Origin of the sequence: Acinetobacter sp. LUNF3, from assembly GCF_022699605.1 — a bacterium.
GTDB classification, from domain to species: Bacteria; Pseudomonadota; Gammaproteobacteria; order Pseudomonadales; family Moraxellaceae; genus Acinetobacter; species Acinetobacter johnsonii.
Genome location: NZ_CP093968.1, coordinates 714,276 through 731,772, shown reverse-complemented (window position 1 = coordinate 731,772; position 17,497 = coordinate 714,276). Strand labels below are relative to the sequence as shown.

The 17,497-nt window shown below is 42.2% G+C and carries 18 protein-coding genes and 4 pseudogenes; 2 read left to right on the top strand and 20 right to left on the bottom strand.

What is annotated here, in order from left to right; translation table 11 throughout:
* Positions 1-54: 54 nt before the first annotated feature.
* The 9 genes from MN200_RS03495 to rpe all read right to left on the bottom strand — a co-directional run bounded on the left by MN200_RS03495 (position 55) and on the right by rpe (position 7,035).
* Positions 55-708 (bottom strand): nuclease-related domain-containing protein, encoded by a 654-nt coding sequence (locus MN200_RS03495; protein WP_242760057.1) that lies wholly within the window; start codon positions 706-708, stop codon positions 55-57.
* A gap of 120 nt (positions 709-828) precedes the next feature.
* Entirely contained in the window at positions 829-1,314 is a 486-nt protein-coding gene (locus MN200_RS03490; RefSeq protein WP_058869013.1) for a methylated-DNA--[protein]-cysteine S-methyltransferase, read from the bottom strand.
* A gap of 33 nt (positions 1,315-1,347) precedes the next feature.
* Positions 1,348-1,665, bottom strand: a complete 318-nt coding sequence (gene sugE, locus MN200_RS03485) for a quaternary ammonium compound efflux SMR transporter SugE (protein ID WP_010325989.1) — start codon at positions 1,663-1,665, stop codon at positions 1,348-1,350.
* An 82-nt stretch (positions 1,666-1,747) separates the two neighbouring features.
* A complete protein-coding gene (sugE, locus tag MN200_RS03480) occupies positions 1,748-2,065 on the bottom strand; it encodes a quaternary ammonium compound efflux SMR transporter SugE (protein ID WP_005400191.1) in 318 nt (105 codons plus the stop codon).
* 233 nt (positions 2,066-2,298) lie between these two features.
* Positions 2,299-3,225: a copper resistance protein B gene (locus MN200_RS03475; protein ID WP_242760056.1), complete on the bottom strand. Its 927-nt coding sequence runs from the start codon at positions 3,223-3,225 to the stop codon at positions 2,299-2,301.
* Positions 3,212-3,505 carry a hypothetical protein gene (locus tag MN200_RS03470; protein WP_148826665.1) on the bottom strand — a complete coding sequence of 98 codons (294 nt, stop codon included), beginning with the start codon at positions 3,503-3,505 and terminating at the stop codon, positions 3,212-3,214. Before MN200_RS03470 ends, MN200_RS03475 begins: the two co-directional genes overlap by 14 nt.
* Positions 3,492-5,399, bottom strand: a complete 1,908-nt coding sequence (locus MN200_RS03465) for a copper resistance system multicopper oxidase (RefSeq protein ID WP_278189339.1) — start codon at positions 5,397-5,399, stop codon at positions 3,492-3,494. The genes MN200_RS03470 and MN200_RS03465 overlap by 14 nt, the downstream gene beginning before the upstream one ends.
* Before the next feature lie 45 nt (positions 5,400-5,444).
* Positions 5,445-5,918: a hypothetical protein gene (locus MN200_RS03460; RefSeq protein WP_242760055.1), complete on the bottom strand. Its 474-nt coding sequence runs from the start codon at positions 5,916-5,918 to the stop codon at positions 5,445-5,447.
* Positions 5,919-6,348: 430 nt separating this feature from the next.
* Complete coding sequence (rpe, locus tag MN200_RS03455) at positions 6,349-7,035, bottom strand: ribulose-phosphate 3-epimerase (RefSeq protein WP_004694978.1); 687 nt, start codon at positions 7,033-7,035, stop codon at positions 6,349-6,351.
* Between the two features lie 178 nt (positions 7,036-7,213).
* Here rpe and MN200_RS03450 point away from each other — a divergent pair, with 178 nt between their 5' ends.
* Positions 7,214-7,489 (top strand): DUF2218 domain-containing protein, encoded by a 276-nt coding sequence (locus MN200_RS03450; protein WP_242760054.1) that lies wholly within the window; start codon positions 7,214-7,216, stop codon positions 7,487-7,489.
* 17 nt (positions 7,490-7,506) lie between these two features.
* On the opposite strand, the gene MN200_RS03445 is transcribed toward MN200_RS03450, so the two are convergent.
* From MN200_RS03445 to MN200_RS03435, 3 genes and pseudogenes are all read right to left on the bottom strand, one after another.
* Positions 7,507-8,562: a M48 family metallopeptidase gene (locus tag MN200_RS03445; protein WP_242760053.1), complete on the bottom strand. Its 1,056-nt coding sequence runs from the start codon at positions 8,560-8,562 to the stop codon at positions 7,507-7,509.
* Between the two features lie 10 nt (positions 8,563-8,572).
* Positions 8,573-9,682, bottom strand: coding sequence for a YjgN family protein (locus MN200_RS03440; RefSeq protein WP_242760052.1), 1,110 nt, complete (start codon positions 9,680-9,682; stop codon positions 8,573-8,575).
* Between the two features lie 126 nt (positions 9,683-9,808).
* Positions 9,809-9,997, bottom strand: a pseudogene (locus MN200_RS03435) (S-formylglutathione hydrolase); the annotation flags it as partial.
* A 53-nt stretch (positions 9,998-10,050) separates the two neighbouring features.
* On the opposite strand from MN200_RS03435, the pseudogene MN200_RS03430 reads away from it, so the two are divergent.
* Positions 10,051-10,983, top strand: a pseudogene (locus MN200_RS03430) (IS5 family transposase).
* 60 nt (positions 10,984-11,043) lie between these two features.
* Here the strand turns inward: MN200_RS03430 and fghA are convergent.
* The 8 genes and pseudogenes from fghA to MN200_RS03390 form a co-directional block, all read right to left on the bottom strand.
* Positions 11,044-11,628: pseudogene (gene fghA, locus MN200_RS03425) on the bottom strand (S-formylglutathione hydrolase); the annotation flags it as partial.
* A 191-nt stretch (positions 11,629-11,819) separates the two neighbouring features.
* Positions 11,820-12,260, bottom strand: a pseudogene (locus MN200_RS03420) (alpha/beta hydrolase-fold protein); the annotation flags it as partial.
* Positions 12,261-12,283: 23 nt separating this feature from the next.
* Positions 12,284-13,660, bottom strand: coding sequence for a C13 family peptidase (locus tag MN200_RS03415; RefSeq protein WP_242760051.1), 1,377 nt, complete (start codon positions 13,658-13,660; stop codon positions 12,284-12,286).
* Positions 13,661-13,783: 123 nt separating this feature from the next.
* Positions 13,784-14,590, bottom strand: a complete 807-nt coding sequence (locus MN200_RS03410) for a class I SAM-dependent methyltransferase (RefSeq protein WP_176537204.1) — start codon at positions 14,588-14,590, stop codon at positions 13,784-13,786.
* A gap of 5 nt (positions 14,591-14,595) precedes the next feature.
* Positions 14,596-15,420, bottom strand: a complete 825-nt coding sequence (locus tag MN200_RS03405) for an undecaprenyl-diphosphate phosphatase (RefSeq protein WP_004694991.1) — start codon at positions 15,418-15,420, stop codon at positions 14,596-14,598.
* Between the two features lie 13 nt (positions 15,421-15,433).
* Positions 15,434-16,099, bottom strand: coding sequence for a tRNA (adenosine(37)-N6)-threonylcarbamoyltransferase complex dimerization subunit type 1 TsaB (gene tsaB, locus MN200_RS03400; RefSeq protein WP_195728649.1), 666 nt, complete (start codon positions 16,097-16,099; stop codon positions 15,434-15,436).
* A 129-nt stretch (positions 16,100-16,228) separates the two neighbouring features.
* Positions 16,229-16,759 carry a gamma carbonic anhydrase family protein gene (locus MN200_RS03395; protein ID WP_058868999.1) on the bottom strand — a complete coding sequence of 177 codons (531 nt, stop codon included), beginning with the start codon at positions 16,757-16,759 and terminating at the stop codon, positions 16,229-16,231.
* A 23-nt stretch (positions 16,760-16,782) separates the two neighbouring features.
* Positions 16,783-17,385: a CoA pyrophosphatase gene (locus tag MN200_RS03390; protein WP_078426254.1), complete on the bottom strand. Its 603-nt coding sequence runs from the start codon at positions 17,383-17,385 to the stop codon at positions 16,783-16,785.
* Positions 17,386-17,497: the final 112 nt, after the last annotated feature.

Genomic DNA, 17,497 nt, shown 5'->3' with positions numbered 1-17,497 from the left:
TTCTAGATTTTATTTTCGGCACAAAATGAATCAGTCAGCTTTGAAATGGAGTATTTAACCATCTTGATGGCGTTGCTTTAAATGTGCAACATGCTCACGGTTGGTTTTCCATGACTTTTCTAACACTTCTTTTTCAATCCGAAGCTGAATCCTTTTCAGTTTCATCGCTGGAATCACTTCTGAGTCAAAGGTCTTAATATAATCGACCCATGCTTTACCTTTAAATACCGTACTGGGCATCGGAGTTTTAAACTCACATTCAGGCATGAACACCACAGCAGAATGGATATAATCTACATCAACAATATCTTGCAACACACTTTGCAGCACTTTGACGTGTTTATAATTTTGATGCAGCGGATTTTGAAATTTAAAACTCTTTTTATAAATTTTTTGCGTCCACATCTTTTGACGTTCACCACCAAAAATCCAGCCCTTATAGTTTTTGGTTTCAATCACAAAAACGCCAAAAGGGCTCAATACAATATGGTCAATTTGAGTCGTTCCACCCTGCTCATCAGGCAAAGTTACATCGTTAATTAAAATATAACGCTCATCCAAATATAATTTTACATGTGCTTGAACCGCGAACTCACCAAACTTCCCTTTCAGATAGGGCTTAAACGCTTTTAAAAGGCCAATCCCGAACAAGATCAGTAGCATCCACCACAGTTCTGAAAACACATTCCCCACAATTTGACTTATCATATTATTCATCGTTATTTGAGTTAGAGACACGATTCTTCAAAAGAATACAGATTAAAATATAACATACTGATTTTAAAATTATTAAACTAAAATACGAGCATAAAAACTCCGAAAACGAGCTTAATCCGCAATTTTCTCAAGCTTCAATAAAATATCTTTATTATCCAGACCGCCTGCAAAGCCGACCAATTTTCCATTCGCCCCCACAACCCGATGACACGGCACAATAATTGAAATTGGATTTTTGCCATTAGCCGCACCCACTGCACGAACGGCTTTTAAATTGCCAATCTGTAGCGCAATATCTTTATAGCTTCGGGTTTCACCAAACGGAATTTGTAATAACGCCTGCCAAACTTGCTTCTGAAAATCTGTCCCCGAAAAATCCAAAGGCAAATCAAAACTTTGACGTTTTGCCGCAAAATATTCGCTCAACTGTTTCTCTGTTTCCAGCAAAATCGGATGCTGATTCTGTTCGATCAGCTCAGCTAAACGTACCCGTTTTGGGTTTTCATTTTCCCACAATACGGCAACCAAGGCTTGATCATGTGCCACCAGTCTCAGTACCCCGACAGGAGATGGCATATATTTAAAAAATAAGCGCATGGTTCACCACAAAAATTGTCTATGTATGCAACATTATGACGATGAAAGTTTCATCAGTACAAGTCCAGAAATGATTAAAACCGCAGCGAGCATCCGCATGGCATTGGCAGGTTCACCTAAAATCAAAATCCCCACCAAAAATGAACCTATCGCACCAATCCCTGTCCAAACCGTATAGGCAGTGCCCAAAGGTAAGGTCTTCATGGCATAAGACAGCAGCGCAAAACTGGCCACCATAAATACGAGGGTTAAAATACTCGGTGTCAGTTTAGTAAAACCATCCGATACTTTCATTGCATAGGCCCAAACCACTTCGAGTAAACCTGCAACAATTAAAATCACCCATGCCATACGCAAAACACCTTTTATTCCGAGCAGAAACAACAAAGCTTCAAACGAAGGATCGCTTGAAGCTATACATATTTGAATGAATTTAGCTTGATGAGAGTTTCATCAAAATCAGGCCCGATACAATCAGCACCGCAGCAAACATCCGCATAGCAGTTGCTGGCTCACCTAAAATAAAAATCCCCACCAAGAAAGACCCTATCGCACCAATTCCAGTCCAAATGGTATACGCAGTCCCTAGCGGCAATGTTCGCATTGCATAGGCCAGTAAACCAAAACTTAAAATCATGAATACAATGGTAATGATGCTGGGTGTAAGTTTGCTAAACCCTTCAGACAGCTTCATTGAATATGCCCAAACGATTTCAAACAGACCCGCAAAGATCAGAAAAACCCAAGCCATGCTACTGACTCCTCTTCACTAGAGTCAGGCCGTCCTGACGAATTTTCTCAATATGAGGGAGGTCGTTCCTCCTAAATATGCCTCAAATTATAGCAAAGAGCGCACCAAAATGAATTATTTTCACACTTAGAAATCATTAAAGCGCAAAAAAGAGTGATCTGAACCAGCAGATCACTCTTTCAGCACAACCTTGGTGCAATCTTAGATATTCACTTTAAATCTAAACTTCTTGCTTAAAATTTAAAGCGGAGACCCATTCCGTACTGCCAACCTTTCTCTTCGTCACTTTCAGCCTGCCAAGCCGTCGCTTCATTGCCTTTGCTATATTCATAGGCAATGTCCACATAAGGCATGACTTTTTTGCTGATCTCATAGCGTGTTTCAAGACCGACAGCTGCATTACTAAGGCCTGATTTTTTGGCATATTTAGAGTCATCACTGAAAATAATATTCATATCTAAATAAGGCTTGAAAATCAGCTTTTGGGTCAGTAACAAGTCCCGCTCAGTTTCTAAACTAAACGCAGCATAGTTGTCTGCACCAGCATATACGTAAGCATCAGTTTCAAAGAAATACGGCGCTAAACCATGTAAGCCAAGCACCCCATCCACTTTTTCTTCCGTATCCCATCCCTGCTGTTCATGCTCCACTTTTTCAGCTCGGTAACGTGCACCCGCCTGTACATCCCAAAAGTCTGAAATCATACGGCTATACAGCACTTTGGCATCATACTCAGCCTTATGCGCTTCCTGCTTATCCGCATGTACTTTGATAAACAACTTATTTTCATCTGTCCCGATACGGGTTTCAAACTCAGACTTTAAACCACCATCACCTTCTTCATTCAGCAACCATTTGTTATCGACCGTAGTGACCGCATAAATTTGCGCACCGTGCTCTTTGCGGTGATCATGCGTATGTGCTGTTGAATCATGATTGATCTGTTGCACATGGTGTGCGCTAGACTGTGGAACAGCTTGAGTTGGAGTGGTCATCGCCTGATGCTGTGCATGTTGTGACATCACAGACTCAGTGGTCATGGACATATTTACATTTGCTTCAGCAGGCATATGATGCCCTTCATGCGCCATAGCCGCAGCACTCATTAACACGAAAGAACTGCTCAATATGCTTTTAGAAAAAAGATTAATGGTGCGCATGATGATCTCCTTTCTGAACATTTGGCTGCTTGCTTGGTTGAGTTTGAGCTTGCTTCTTCGATGAAGGCTGACCAACCACATTTTTCTGTTTCAGCATCTGCGCATGCTCATCGGCACTATGCTGATGATGCTCATGTGCCATATCTTTGGACTGAACTTGGCTTGTTGATTTGGCTTTTTGTTTTTCATACTGTGCATGAAATTCGGCAGCCATAGAAAACGAACTCAATAAGACAGTAACAGCTAAGGCAAAACCTGAAAAAAGATTAGTGATGCGCATGTTCATCTCCTTTGGGTTCAGCTTGAGCTGCTGTTTTTTGCTCTTGAATTGGCGTGGTGGACACTTGAGCGTCACTGACATTGGCCACAATCAGTTTATTCATCATGCCTGAGCTCATGTGGTAAAGCAGATGACAGTGAATGGCCCATTCGCCTAACTCATCAGCAGTTAGTAAAGCAGTCACTGTTTTGCCCGGTGGCACAATCAAAGTGTGCTTATTCGGCATATCAACCGCGGCTTGTCCATTTTCCAGTTGCATAAACATACCGTGCAAATGCATCGGATGCGCCATCATGCTGTCATTGATAAATTTGATCCGAATACGCTCGCCGTACTTCACTTTCAACGGTTCAGCATCGCTAAATTTTTTCCCGTTGATGGTCCACAAATAACGCTCCATGGTTCCACCCAAACGAATCACCAACTCGCTCGTCGCCTCACGGGTATCTTTTTGAGGCTCTAAGGATTTCAGATCGCTATATTGCAATGCCTTATCACCTTTAGGCGTAGAGGCATTCGCCCAACCATACACTGGTGTAACAGCTTTCTGTACCGAACTTGCTGTCGTATTCTGTTGCACATGACCCATCTGTGTATGATCCATCTCAGACATGGTCTCATGATTCATCTTTGAATGATCCATACCAGCCATCGCCGCATGATTCATCTTTGAATGATCGATTGCAGGCATCGTTTCATGGTTCATCTGTGAATGATCCATTGCAGGCATCGCTTCATGACTCATCTTTGAGTGATCCATATCAGGCATTGTTTCATGGTTCATCTGTGAATGATCCATACCGGAATGTTCTGAGCCGTGCCCCATATCTTCCATGGTCAACAATGAGCGTGGACGTGGCTCAGGCATATGTATACTCTGTGCCATTGGAGTCAACTCATTGTGTAAAGTTCCAATGGCGTAGCCTGAACGGTCAATCGACTCTGCTTCAATTTGATAATGCCCTGCTTTCGGTTCCACAATCACATCATAAGTTTCAGCAGTTCCAATCCTGAACTCATCCACAGGAACGGGTTTAACAGGCTGACCATCTGCACTGACTACCGTCATTTTTAAGTGAGGAATACGGATATCAAAAAAAGACATGGCTGAGGCATTGATAAAACGCAACCGAACCTTCTCGTTCGGCTTAAACATACCTATCCAGTTCTGCTCAGGCGTTTTACCATTAATGAGGAAGGTATAACCCGTAACATCCGACAGATCCGTTTTTAGCATGCGCATTTGGTTCCACATGGAACGGTCTTGCCACGCGGCTTTTAAGCCCTCACGCTGTACTTGTTTCCACACGTCAGCAACGGTTTCACGCTGATTTTGATAATATTCTGCAGAAATCTTCAAATTCTTCTGAATTTGTTCACTACTCTGCTCATGGAAGTCCGACAGCATCACCACATAGTCACGCTCTGCTTTTTCATGCTGAGCTAAAGGCTTTTTGTCTTTGGGATAAATAACCAATGCGCCATACAGCCCATCTTGTTCCTGTCCTTTAGAATGCGCATGGTACCAATAAGTGCCACTTTGGCGCACTTTGAACTTATAGACAAATTCACTTTTCGGCTGAATGCCGTTAAATCCATTAAACCCCGGAACACCATCCATCAAACCAGGCAAAAGCAAACCATGCCAATGGATTGATGAGTCTTGATTTTTTAGGTTATTTTTAACCCGAATGACCGCATCATCGCCCTCCTCAAATTCAAGCAGAGGTGCAGGAAACTGTCCATTAACGCTAATACGTTTTAACGACTTTCCCGTTAAATTGACCGGGCTTTCATCAATCACCAATTGGTATTCTTTGACTGCGGCAAAGCTCCAAGAAGATGACATCAGACATGCCCCAAGGATGAGGCTTTGTTTAAATTGAATAGACATGACTAAATCCTAATAATTTTAAAAATAAAGTTTTAAAAATCAGGATTAGGCTTTAGGAGGACGTAGAATTTCTTGCCAATAGCCCACTAGATGTTGAGCTTGATAACGAAAATGGGGGGATGATTGTACTAAAGCGGCTTCAAGCTGAACCACTGCAAGCGGTTCAACGTCTAAAAGCGTCAGCGTCGTTTGGCAGTGATACTGTGCACACTCCTGACACTGAACTTGCTTATTTTGCAGCATATCCAAGGCATGACAATTGCTCTTCGCTGTTATGTCGGTCTGAGCTATATACATTTGATGTCCAGAGACTGGACTCGATGATTTCGTTTGATGACAGTCGAGCATGCTTTGCCTGCCTGTTGCATGCGCAGAACTTTGCTCACTGGTTGCAGCCTGCATACTCAGCTGCATCATTTGATGCATCGGCGCTGCCGAAGCTTGGGCAATACCACTCCACCCCATTACCAAAATAATGAGTAAGACAAACCAAGAATGTGTCTTGAGCAATGAACGCACAATCAATCCTATTTAGTCAGTGAAGAATGATATTTCAACGCAACAAAACGCTCTGTGCATGTAAATGCCTGACTTTTTGTTGCTGATGCCAATCTACAGGATAAGCAAAGAATGCTTTATACACAAGTTTATAAATTTAAATTCAATTACTGCGACGGTTTAGCCACTACGCACACTTAAACAATAAAGTTATTTTTTAAACAGTGCTATTTTTAAGTAAAGATGAATAAAGCATCAGTAACAATCAGGCTTTCACAGTATAAAAAGGACTCAAATGAGTCCTTTTTATACATTTAACGTCTAAATACTAAACCATTGCTGTGTAAACGTTTGAATATTAATCAAGTTATCCATATGGTTATCAACATAGATATCCACCACTTTATCCATAAAGTTATCCACAACCTGTATAGCATTTATACCTATGAGCTTAAACCTTTACCGCACCCACTTTTGCAAGCTCTGCACGCATATCATCAATCACAGCTTTATAATCTGGTTTTCCAAAAATAGCTGAACCAGCAACAAACATATCTGCACCCGCTTCCGCAATCTCGCGAATATTTGCAGGTGACACACCACCATCCACTTCTAAACGAATATCACGCCCTGAAGCATCAATAATTTTGCGTGCTTCACGTAGTTTGTCTAAAGTCATCGGAATAAACTTTTGACCGCCGAAACCAGGGTTCACACTCATCAACAAAATTTGATCGACTTTATCCAGCACATAGTCTAAATAATGGAGCGGCGTTGCTGGGTTAAAGACCAAACCAGCTTTTGCACCGCCTGATTTAATCAACTGTAAAGAACGGTCGATATGGTCAGAGGCTTCTGGATGAAAGGTAATAATGTCCGCGCCTGCTTCTAGGAAGTCACCAATCATGCGATCGACAGGTTTAACCATCAAATGCACATCAATCGGGGCTTTGATGCCGTAGTTCTTGAGGGCCTTACAAATACCCGCACCAAAAGTCAGGTTTGGCACATAGTGGTTATCCATCACATCAAAGTGAACCACGTCTGCACCTGCTGCAAGTACATGTTCAACGTCTTCACCTAAACGAGCAAAGTCAGCAGAGAGAATAGATGGTGCAATTAAATAAGGCTTGGACATGCGTGTACCTGGCTTATACAAAAGGGAATAAAGGCATTATAGCAAATTCAGCTTTTGAACTGGGACTTGTGAAAAAAGAAAGCGTTAAGCTTTCTAAATTTGCAACGTAGCGTTGCAACATTCAACTTTTCATTTGGCTTGAAACTGCTATGGTAAGTGATCAATCGACGAGGTAAATATGAAAAGTACTGCGGATATTGTCACGACAGATGCGGCTCGAATTGCAAAACGACTGGTGAATCACTGGAAACATAAGTTTGAAATCGAACAAGAACCCAGTAGTATTACCATTATCATGCCTGAAGCACGGGTCCTTTTAAGTCCTCAAGCCGAACATTTACATGTCAGCATTGAGGCGAGTGAAGAAAAATTGAGTCACTTAGAACACGTAGTTTTAGATCACCTGATCCGTATGGGACAAACGCCCCTCACAGCAACATGGACACAAGTTTAAGTCAGCGGCTGAATGAATTAGTTTGATAAGCGTTGCTGTTGGTTAAATTGGCGAATAGCCGCAATACGCTCTTGGGTCGCAGGGTGACTTTGGAAAAATGAACCAATGCCACCGTCCTCCTCTTCTTCGGACTTCCCTTGCGGCTGCTTTTCTTCCTCTTCGGCACGTGCATCATCTTCCATACGTGCTAAAAAGTTTGCCAAATGTAAGCTGGAGATATGGTTTTTATCCAGCATTTGCATGGCATACAAGTCCGCATCACTTTCAAAATTGCGTGAATAACTGGCACCAACCAAAGCCACAGGCAAAGTTGTAAATAAGGCCGAACTGTCCCCCGTCACCGCAATCAATAGCACACTAAAACCTAAACTGGATAAGGCTTGCTGTAGGTTATGTCGCTCGACCAAGTGCCCTTGCTCATGTGCTAAAACGCCAATAATTTCATGATCATCTTTGGCAAGGTTGACCAGTTCATCGGTCAGAATAATGGTGTTGTTTGGCAGCGCTAAAGCATTCGTTCCAATTTGTCCGCCTGCACGAAACAGTACTTTGGCAGGTTGCCCATTGGCAACAAGGTCTTGATAGCTTTGTATGATTTGTTTTTGACGTGCAAGAGGGATAGTCGAAGGTGCCGTCAGATTAAACACTTGTTCTTGCGCTTCATCACCGAGTTTATAGATGGTATCCGCAGGCAGTTGCATCGCGACATAATGTGCTGCGCTTGGAATGCCCCATCTTAAAATGGCGAAGATAAAAGCGGCAACAAACACCACACTAAATAAGATGAGACTTGGTGAACGCTCTAATTTCCAAATCGAATGCTGTACATGCTTTTTGTTCAGCTCAAACCAGTCAGGCAATGCTTGTGGAAATTCAATCCGTGCATCATCTTTCAACTCAATCACAGGTTGAATCTGCCCCAATGCCCCAATCAACTGCATATCGGCATAGTAATAACGACGCTGCTGCTGGTTATAACAGATCAACACCGTTTCTCGGTCTATAGGTGCAATCGTGGCTGGATAAGGCTTAGAAATCTGCCCATCATAAAAGGTGATGTTTTGTTCCTGCATTTAAGCCTCGTTACAGCGAAATATCGATGTCAAAAATATCACTCAGCTCTTCAGCAATAGCATTCGGGTCATCTTGAGCCAAATTGTACATACGATCTGGATCATTTTTTAGGGTTAAAGTTAATGACTCAATTTGATACTGATACAAACGCACCGCAGCCCATGCAGATAACAAACCGAGCGAGAGGATTTTTAAAATCCAGTTGGTCATCACGATCCATGCATAATGCATCTGACCACAGTCCGTTTGGAAAGGGCTACGCCCCAACGTGGCTTTATTCCATGTGGTAATAAAAATACGAGCCATCATCAGCGGCCAAATCATAAAAGCAGCAATCATATAAATTACCGCCACAATAACCCCAAACTGTGTTGGAGAACTGCTCCCCACTTGAAGGGTGAAGGCAACGAATAAGCCTAAAACAAAGACGATTCCAATAAACAAAAACACCGGGACATACATGGCACGCATATAGTCAGGCCAATCGGCATGTAGCTCAAAACGTAATTGCCCGAGTTGTAAATTATCCAGCGTGTATTTTTTAAAATACCAAAATAGCACAGGGAAAAAGATCCCAAGGGTAAAGATGTAAATCAAAATGCCTTTCAGCGCCAAGATATAGGCTTCTTTGGTCGTGCCTGTAAAATAAAAGCGGCTATTACCAAATTTACTGTTCCGCGCTCGGAAACGAATGGTTGAACGCACCAACCACGGAACCAATAAAAAGATGATGAGGAAACCAATTAAAGAAGCTTGCCAAGATACTTGAGCCAAAGCTGAAGCGCCAAAGTACACGCCCAAAGCAATAATTCGACCAATCAGGATACGTGTAGGTACACCCGTAAAATCAAACTTGCGGCGATAAAACACCGTGTTGCCATAAAAATAGCGTAAGCGTCTAACCTTCGCCCAAGGTGCATATAAACTGAAGGTAACAATGGTCAATAAGATATTCACAATCCAAATGCCAAAGTACTCTCGGGCATTACCACGGAATTGGAAACGAAAGGTCTGTCCCAAATAGGCATTTGGCTCATCCGTGGGGACGACTGGCGGAGGTGGCCAACTTGCTTCAAAAGAAGCCTCTACAGGTGGCAAAGATGCCTCTGAATTTTGCATGTATACCCTATCTATTATTTTACTGTTTTATTTTTTAAGAACAAAAAATCAATCACACAACCATGTTAATGCCAGTGCTGGATGATTTCTAGTCAAAAATTAAGAATAAATATGAGAAATCAAGATTTAAGATTCGAGCTGTACGGCATGAAACTGCAGGTGATCATCAATAAAACTTTGAATAAAGTAATAACCATGGTCATAGCCTGCATGTTCGCGCAGCGTCAGTGGCTGGCCCGCAGCCTGACAGGCTTGCTGAAATAATGCAGGATTGAGCTGGCTATAAAATTGATCACACAAACCCTGATCAATTAGGCTTTGTTGCACAAACCTATCTGTAAAGGGTTTTTCAGCGATATAATTTTCAAATGAAGAAGCCTACACACAAAATCTACCGCACAACCAATTGGCCCGCATATAACCGAGCACTCATGAGTCGCGGAAATATTGCCATTTGGTTTGATCCTGCTACGCAATAGTATGCGCCATCAAAAGGCAAACAAGGGCGAAATCAAACCTACTCCGACGCAGCCATCCAATGCTGCTTAATGATTAAATCCTTATTCCGTCTGTCTTTACGTATGGTCACTGGCTTTGTGCAAAGTCTGATTAAACTTTGCGGATTAAATTGGACAGCACCAGATTATTCCACCATTTGTAGAAGACAAAAGCATATTGATATTGCAATCAGCTACCAAAAAAGTAGCGATGGGCTGCATCTACTCATGGACTCTACAGGCATGAAGTTTCTAGGTGAGGGCGAATGGAAACGCAAGAAACATGGACCTGAATATCGTCGCCAATGGCGTAAACTTCATATTGGTATAGATGCTAAAATCCTACAAATACGAGCAGTTCAGCTTACAACCAATAATGTCAGTGATTCACAGGTGCTTGGTGATTTACTTAATCAGATTCCACAAGATGAGCAGATTAACTGTGTTTATACCGATGGAGCTTATGACACCAAGCAATGCCGTCAGGTCATTGCAGATCGGCAAGCGCATGCGGTGATTCCACCTAGAAAAAATGCGAAACCATGGAAAGATACAAAGAGTAGCTCGCTAGAGCGAAATGAATTACTTCGAACAATTAAACGTTTAGGCAGCACACTATGGAAAAAATGGTCAGGCTATCATCGGCGAAGTTTGGTTGAAACTAAGATGCATTGCATCAAATTATTAGGAGATAAACTCAGTGCAAGGAGTTTTGATAGCCAAGTGAATGAGATCCATGCACGTGTAGCAGTCCTTAACAGATTTACGGAATTAGGTCGCCCACTTACCCAAGTTACGCCTTAAATTTAGCTCAATTAGGGGCGCTTTGCATTTCAAATCTTTGTGCAACAAAGCCTATTGAAACCATAAACTCTGATCTTCGCCAAGATAAGCAGTAAATGCCTTTTTACCCCAAGGAACTTGGGAAGGTGCGACGATTGGGGAAAAAGCGGAAATACTAGTGTAAATATCAGGATTTCTCAATCCAATTACCAAAGATCCATGCCCGCCAGCACTATGCCCCATAATGCTTTGAACTTTATTTGTAGGGAAGTTTTGATCGATTAAAGCCCTTAACTCATCAACAATGTAATCATACATTCTATAATTTTCTGCCCAAGGCTGTTGAGTTGCATTCAAATAAAAGCCTGCGCCTTGACCTAGGTCATAACCTTCATCATTTGGTACACCCTCACCTCTTGGACTTGTATCAGGGGCAACAATAATCGCCTTATGTTCAGAAGCATATTTTTGTGCTCCTGCTTTTGTAATAAAGTTTTGTTCATTGCAGGTAAGACCTGAAAGCCAATAAATTACGGGGAGTTTTTCATTATCATCATGTGGTGGAATATAAATTGAAAAATTCATTGGACACTTCAATACTTCCGACTCGTGCTTATATACTTCCTGCCAACCGCCAAATGAAGCGTGTCTTTCTAATCTTTCCACTGATGACTACTCCTACAATTTTGATAATGAATATAGTAGCGTGGATATAAAAAGTATGGAATTTTTAATAAGAAAATTTGATGCATTTTACTGAAATATGGATTTTTTTATGGAATTTTTAACTTACTTAATAAAACTTATAAAAATCAACACACTAAAATATTTTCCATATTTTCAAAAAAACATTGTTTAGAGTGCCCGAAAATACCAATACGCTCTGCTTGTACAGCAAATTGCTGAATCACTAAATCATACAACTCTTCAACAACATAGCTTTCCATCTGGAAATGCTCAGCCCACGGCGCTTGAGTGGCATTAATATAAAAACCTGCACCTTGCCCAATATCCCAATGATCACCTTGCGCAACCTGTTCACCACGAGGTGAAGTATCAGGTGTTACCAAAATCAGACCTAGCTGTGCTGCTAAACGCTGTGCGTGAGCTTTAATGGCAAAGGTTTCTTCGGTACAGGTTAAACCTGCCAAATAAAATAATGTTGGACACGCTTGCCCTGCTAAAGCTTGAGCGGGCAAATAAATACCAAACCTGCTCTCGCCTTGAAGGCTGATGGAATTAAATCGATAAATACGCTGTTCACCATCAAAACTACGGTTAGATTGTACTAATTCCATCAGGGTTTCTTTTTAGATCCAAATTAAGGGCTTGTAACAGCTTTAGGTGGAAACAAGCGCTGTTCAAGTTGTGGGAGCATCAGCTCCATATTTTTACCCATCGACCACTGTGGTTCAGACGGTTCAAAACCTTGTGCTGTTTCCCATTGGCTCACGGTTTTTTGTGCTTGGCTAAAAGCAGTTTCTATACTGTTTTGTTCACGCATTGCTTGATCGAAAAACGCCCGACCAAAATAAGTATAATCGGCTTCATTGGTACACCCAAAAGACTGACGGTCTGCCGCTGAAGCAGTAATAATCAAGGTATTATCATTTTGCAGTGCAGGCACAAAACTCCCAGAGAAACACGATGAAATAACAATCACACGCCAGCGAATGCCCGATGCATCTAAGGTTTCGCGTAACCATTTCGGGTCGACCTGAGTTAAGTCTAAAGGTGCATTTTCCATTTCGAACTGGTTCGGTAAACCATGCGAAGTCATATATAAAAATAACACATCGCTTTCACGGTTCATCTGCTGTCCCATACGACGCAGCGCCATTTCAATACTGTGTTTAGAGGCAATCGGAATTTCTGTTCGTGTAGCAGGGTTATTCACCAACATCATCGAACGGTCCAACGTACCAAAACGCGTGTCGAACTGTTCTTTGATTCGCTCGACTTCTGAACGGAACACATCTTGATAACTCGCTCCCGCTACGCCAAGGAAATACCAATGTGACTGGGCAAATTCGCCATATTGCACAGACTCTAGTGCTTTATTCAGTAAGCGACTTTGTGCATAGAAGGCATCTTCTGCAAAGGTTGGTGGTGTTTCTTCTACTTTCCAAATCGGCTGACTGGTCACTGACATTTGCCAAACCACAAGGGTAAACAGCGTGGCCAAGACAATCAGGGCTCGCTCCCACCAAGGCCATTTCAGTTCACGTGAAAACACCCACACCACAGCCAAACTCTGCCAAACAAACAGTACCATGAACACATTCGGCAGGTAGTCGTAGAAGAAATACGGCAGGACATCCATCATGCCTAAATATTGGATAAAACTTTGTAATAACGCGATATGCGTATCCAACACAAGCCAAAGCAATGCTGGTACCAACATCAAACGCGGATTATTCACCCGTTGAGACAGAAAAATCCCGACAATCAGGGCAATGAAAGGCCAAAGTGCGTAACTGACCAAACCTTGTGGGTTAAAGTCACCGATCTCTCCTGCGCTCAACCAGCTAAATAAAGTATTGGCTGAGCCACCTAAAATCCCCCAGAAGATGAGCTGCATAATCGAAGGATGGACAATTTGCAAAGAGCGTCGTGAACCTAGAAACAACCACATCCCCGCAGTTTGGTTGCTTTTAAAATCATGCCAAAAGTTGATGGAGGGTTTGAAGTCGATCATAAGATTCTAATTAAATTGTGACTTGCGTAGGGACACACTAAGTTTATGCTTGATCAGCATTTTATCAATGATGTTTTTAACTATATAACAAATCTTTGCATACTTTTGAAGCAGTCTTCCACTTCAGTCTAAGCGTTCATGCTGAAAATAGGCATCAAAACGGCATGCATCCCCCAGCCACTGATGAGTGGTTTCTTGATTTGCCAAAAATACGGCCAAGCGAGGACGTTTGACCACCACCCGTTTTGCCACTTTTTGCGCTAAGCCAAGCAGATTATCACCCAAATCCATTTCACCATCTTCAGGCAGTAACATATGTAAAAGCTGCATTTGCTTTTTCACTTGCGCCTGTTTTTTCACCGCTTGCTGATTTTGATCACGTTGTGGAAACATCGGATCTAGATAAACCACATCGACCGTATTGCCCTGCTCTGCTTGTTGCTGCAAATACTGTGCGGAATCTGAAAAAACTAAGTCAATTCGAGTCACCACAGGGTTTAAGAATGCATCCTGTAAAGCCTGTTCCTTACTTGACTCTAACAAGGTGAATAAAATGGGATGGCGTTCTACCAAAGTGACATTGGCTCCCAAATGTGCCATGAGCAGTGAGTCATGCCCAAGCCCTGCCGTTGCATCAATGAGCATAGGTTTTTCAGTCAAGTGGCAAGCACGAGCAATCATTTCAGACTTTAACGACGCACGCTTTAAACGTGGAACTTCAGCTTTCCAATCCGGCTGCATTTTCATGCCATTAGCACACAGCCAAAGCCCATCGGCATCGGCACACAAACCCAGTTCAGGATGAAATCGGAAGAAACGTGCATTTAACTTTTCGGCAACTTCAATACTGACCTCGACACCACGAGAAAAAAGCACAGCAACATAGTGCTGTGCTTTTTCTAAGTGCTCTTGTTCCACATATAAGCGCATTGGGCTTACCATAGCTTCCAACCCGTAAAGGCAAATAATAGAATCACTAAGCCTGAAGCAATGCGGTACCATGCAAAAATCATAAAATCACGCTTCGCCACATAAGCGACTAAAGCACGAATCAACAGTAAAGCCGAAACAAAAGAAACAATAATGCCTGTTGCCAATACGATCCAATCTTGTTGTCCGTCAAACACATGCGCACTTTGATACAAATCTAACAGACCCGCACCAATAATTACTGGAATACCCAAGAAGAATGAAAACTCAGTCGCCGCTTTACGCGATACACCTAAGAACATCGCGCCAATAATGGTTGCCCCCGAACGTGATGTCCCTGGAATTAAAGACAACACTTGAATCAGACCAATCCAAATCGCATCTTTCACACTCAGGTCTTCAACTTCATGGACGCGCTCTTGTGGTGGATGCTTTTCAATCCAAATAATAATCAAACCACCCACAATCAAACCAATGGCAATGGCAATATCATTAAATAAAAGCTCTTTCACCGTTTGACCAAATGTCAGACCAATCAGCACAATAGGAATCGACGCTAAAATTAGCCCAATCCCGAGACGGCGACCTTGGGGTTCACCACTAAAAATCCCCGTTGCTGCCCCCCACAAACGTGCCCAATATTCATAAATGACGGCTGCAATTGCCCCCATTTGAATGGCGATCACAAAGACATCACTTTTTTCTTTGGTCCAAAAATTCATAAGTTCTGAAGCTAAAATTAAATGTCCAGTACTCGAAATGGGTAAGAATTCAGTAATACCTTCAACAATACCCATAATTGCCGCTTTGAGCAGCAGTAAAAGATCCATAAAAAAACCCTAATTATGCTTTGCCCTGTTCCGGGATTTTTTTCCAAGCGTTATCACGTAAATAGACTGGAAGTGCAAGTTCAGCACTCACCCAGTGTTGTTGCTGTGCATTCTTGCGCGCAATTGTGGCAATATCTTGCGCGGTTGCACTTAAATCTTTGTATTGTATTTGTGATGGGTCAATTAAGGTTGCACCCGAACCGACTAAAATAAACGGTGTACATTCAGTAGCTGCGGCATAGCTTAAAAGCTGCTCTTCATCGACGGCTTGCATGATGCCATCTGCATCTAATTGAAAACTTGCAATATAGACTTCACTCATACGAGCGTCTAAAACTGCTGTGACTGTGGTTAGACCATGCACACGATGTCCAGCTTGTGCGAGCGCTTGTAAAGTTGAGACAGGAACCACAGGCAAATCATTCGACCATGCCAAAGCTTGAGTCACAGCAGCATTAATACGAACGCCGCTAAAAGAACCAGGACCACGACTAAAAGCGATACAAGACAAATCTTCTGTCTTAATATCCAACTGTAAAAACCCTTGTTCAATCATTGGGAGAATCGTTTGCGTTTGTGCTTTTGCGCGCGTATCCAATTGGAAAAAAAGTTCTTTATTTTCATCTACAATAGAGACGGAACACTGCTCATTTGCAGATTCCAATGCCAGCACTTTCATGCACAACCTTAATGATTTAATCTATAAAAACGTGGCTATGATACTCCACTCAAAAGCACTAGGCGAGATGTTCTCAGAACAGAGCTAAAAAAGCCTAGAAAAATCTAGGCTGAATGGGAAAAAGTAAGCTTATAACTGTGCCGGCTCTAAATCGATAAATTGTTTAAAGTGTTCTGCATAATGCAGTGCACTCATTTTCAAACGAGCTTCAGCCGTTTCATCCAAAGTTTTGACGACTTTACCCGGTGAGCCCATAACCAGAGAATTATCTGGAATGACTTTACCTTCCGGAATCAGTGCATTTGCGCCAATAATACAATTTTTACCAATCACAGCATTGTTTAAAACGACAGCATTAATCCCAATCAGACTATTATCCCCCACTGTGCAACCATGCAACATGGCTTGATGCCCAATCGTGACATAATTGCCAATATTCATTTCAATCCCAGCGTCGGTATGTAAAACCGCATTTTCCTGAATATTGGTAAAGTCACCTAATCGAATCTTGCAATTGTCTGCACGTACGACCGCCCCAAACCAAATACTAACCTGTTGTCCCAATTCGACTTGACCGATCACTGTGGCATTTTCCGCAACCCAACCATTCCATGGTTGATGCATTGCTTGTGGGGCATGACCTTTAAATTTGTACAACATATTTTTTCCTTAAAATACTCAACTTACTTGGGGAACCGAAAAGTCGGGGAATTGACTAAAAATGGCCACTCTTTATGGTAGCCCAAACCATATTGAAATAATGCAACCAACATCCGTGCTGTCAGCCCCCAAACAATTTCATTTTCCACCCGCATACTCGGAAAATAGAGAGATTGATGGGCAAAACGAACTTCATAAGGCACCGCAGGCACTTCCATCAGCTGTTTGAGTGATGCAAAGAAAATACGATCAATTTCTGTCGGCTGGGCAACCAGTTCAACTTCAGGCGGAATCAGCCCGACCACAGGTTTGACCAGCATACCATTACGGGCCTTTTGCATCGGCAAATCACCGAGCAACTGTACGTCAAAAGGGTTCAATGCGGTTTCTTCATAGGCTTCACGTAAGGCAACCACAATATTACTGGTATCTTGCGGATCTCTTTTTCCGCCAGGAAAAGACACTTCGCCAGCATGATTAGATAAATAAACAGAGCGGCGGGTCAGTAAAACTTTGGGATCGGCTTCATTGGTGATCGCGATTAACACAGCTGCATCTGCCGATTTAATTTTGCTTGAAAACCGTAACTGTTGCTGCAGTATGCGTGTTAATGAATGTTCATCCATTGAACGTCGTCCCCATCATTCTTTTTTTCATCATAGCTGAATTTGATACTGAAAAAAGAGAAATGATGTCAAAATTTAATTTTTAAGTTATGCTGAGTCTGAACTTTATCAT

Coding starts and splice junctions, on each gene's coding strand:
- sugE (WP_010325989.1), bottom strand. CDS start 1,665: ATGGCATGGGTGATTTTAATTGTTGCAGGTTTACTCGAAGTGGTTTGG.
- MN200_RS03440 (WP_242760052.1), bottom strand. CDS start 9,682: ATGCAAAATTCAGAGGCATCTTTGCCACCTGTAGAGGCTTCTTTTGAA.
- MN200_RS03445 (WP_242760053.1), bottom strand. CDS start 8,562: ATGCAGGAACAAAACATCACCTTTTATGATGGGCAGATTTCTAAGCCT.
- MN200_RS03465 (WP_278189339.1), bottom strand. CDS start 5,399: ATGTCTATTCAATTTAAACAAAGCCTCATCCTTGGGGCATGTCTGATG.
- MN200_RS03415 (WP_242760051.1), bottom strand. CDS start 13,660: ATGATCGACTTCAAACCCTCCATCAACTTTTGGCATGATTTTAAAAGC.
- MN200_RS03395 (WP_058868999.1), bottom strand. CDS start 16,759: ATGTTGTACAAATTTAAAGGTCATGCCCCACAAGCAATGCATCAACCA.
- MN200_RS03450 (WP_242760054.1), top strand. CDS start 7,214: ATGAAAAGTACTGCGGATATTGTCACGACAGATGCGGCTCGAATTGCA.
- tsaB (WP_195728649.1), bottom strand. CDS start 16,099: ATGAAAGTGCTGGCATTGGAATCTGCAAATGAGCAGTGTTCCGTCTCT.
- sugE (WP_005400191.1), bottom strand. CDS start 2,065: ATGGCTTGGGTTTTTCTGATCTTTGCGGGTCTGTTTGAAATCGTTTGG.
- rpe (WP_004694978.1), bottom strand. CDS start 7,035: ATGTCCAAGCCTTATTTAATTGCACCATCTATTCTCTCTGCTGACTTT.
- MN200_RS03490 (WP_058869013.1), bottom strand. CDS start 1,314: ATGCGCTTATTTTTTAAATATATGCCATCTCCTGTCGGGGTACTGAGA.
- MN200_RS03495 (WP_242760057.1), bottom strand. CDS start 708: ATGATAAGTCAAATTGTGGGGAATGTGTTTTCAGAACTGTGGTGGATG.
- MN200_RS03405 (WP_004694991.1), bottom strand. CDS start 15,420: ATGGATCTTTTACTGCTGCTCAAAGCGGCAATTATGGGTATTGTTGAA.
- MN200_RS03390 (WP_078426254.1), bottom strand. CDS start 17,385: ATGGATGAACATTCATTAACACGCATACTGCAGCAACAGTTACGGTTT.
- MN200_RS03475 (WP_242760056.1), bottom strand. CDS start 3,225: ATGCGCACCATTAATCTTTTTTCTAAAAGCATATTGAGCAGTTCTTTC.
- MN200_RS03470 (WP_148826665.1), bottom strand. CDS start 3,505: ATGCGCATCACTAATCTTTTTTCAGGTTTTGCCTTAGCTGTTACTGTC.
- MN200_RS03410 (WP_176537204.1), bottom strand. CDS start 14,590: ATGCGCTTATATGTGGAACAAGAGCACTTAGAAAAAGCACAGCACTAT.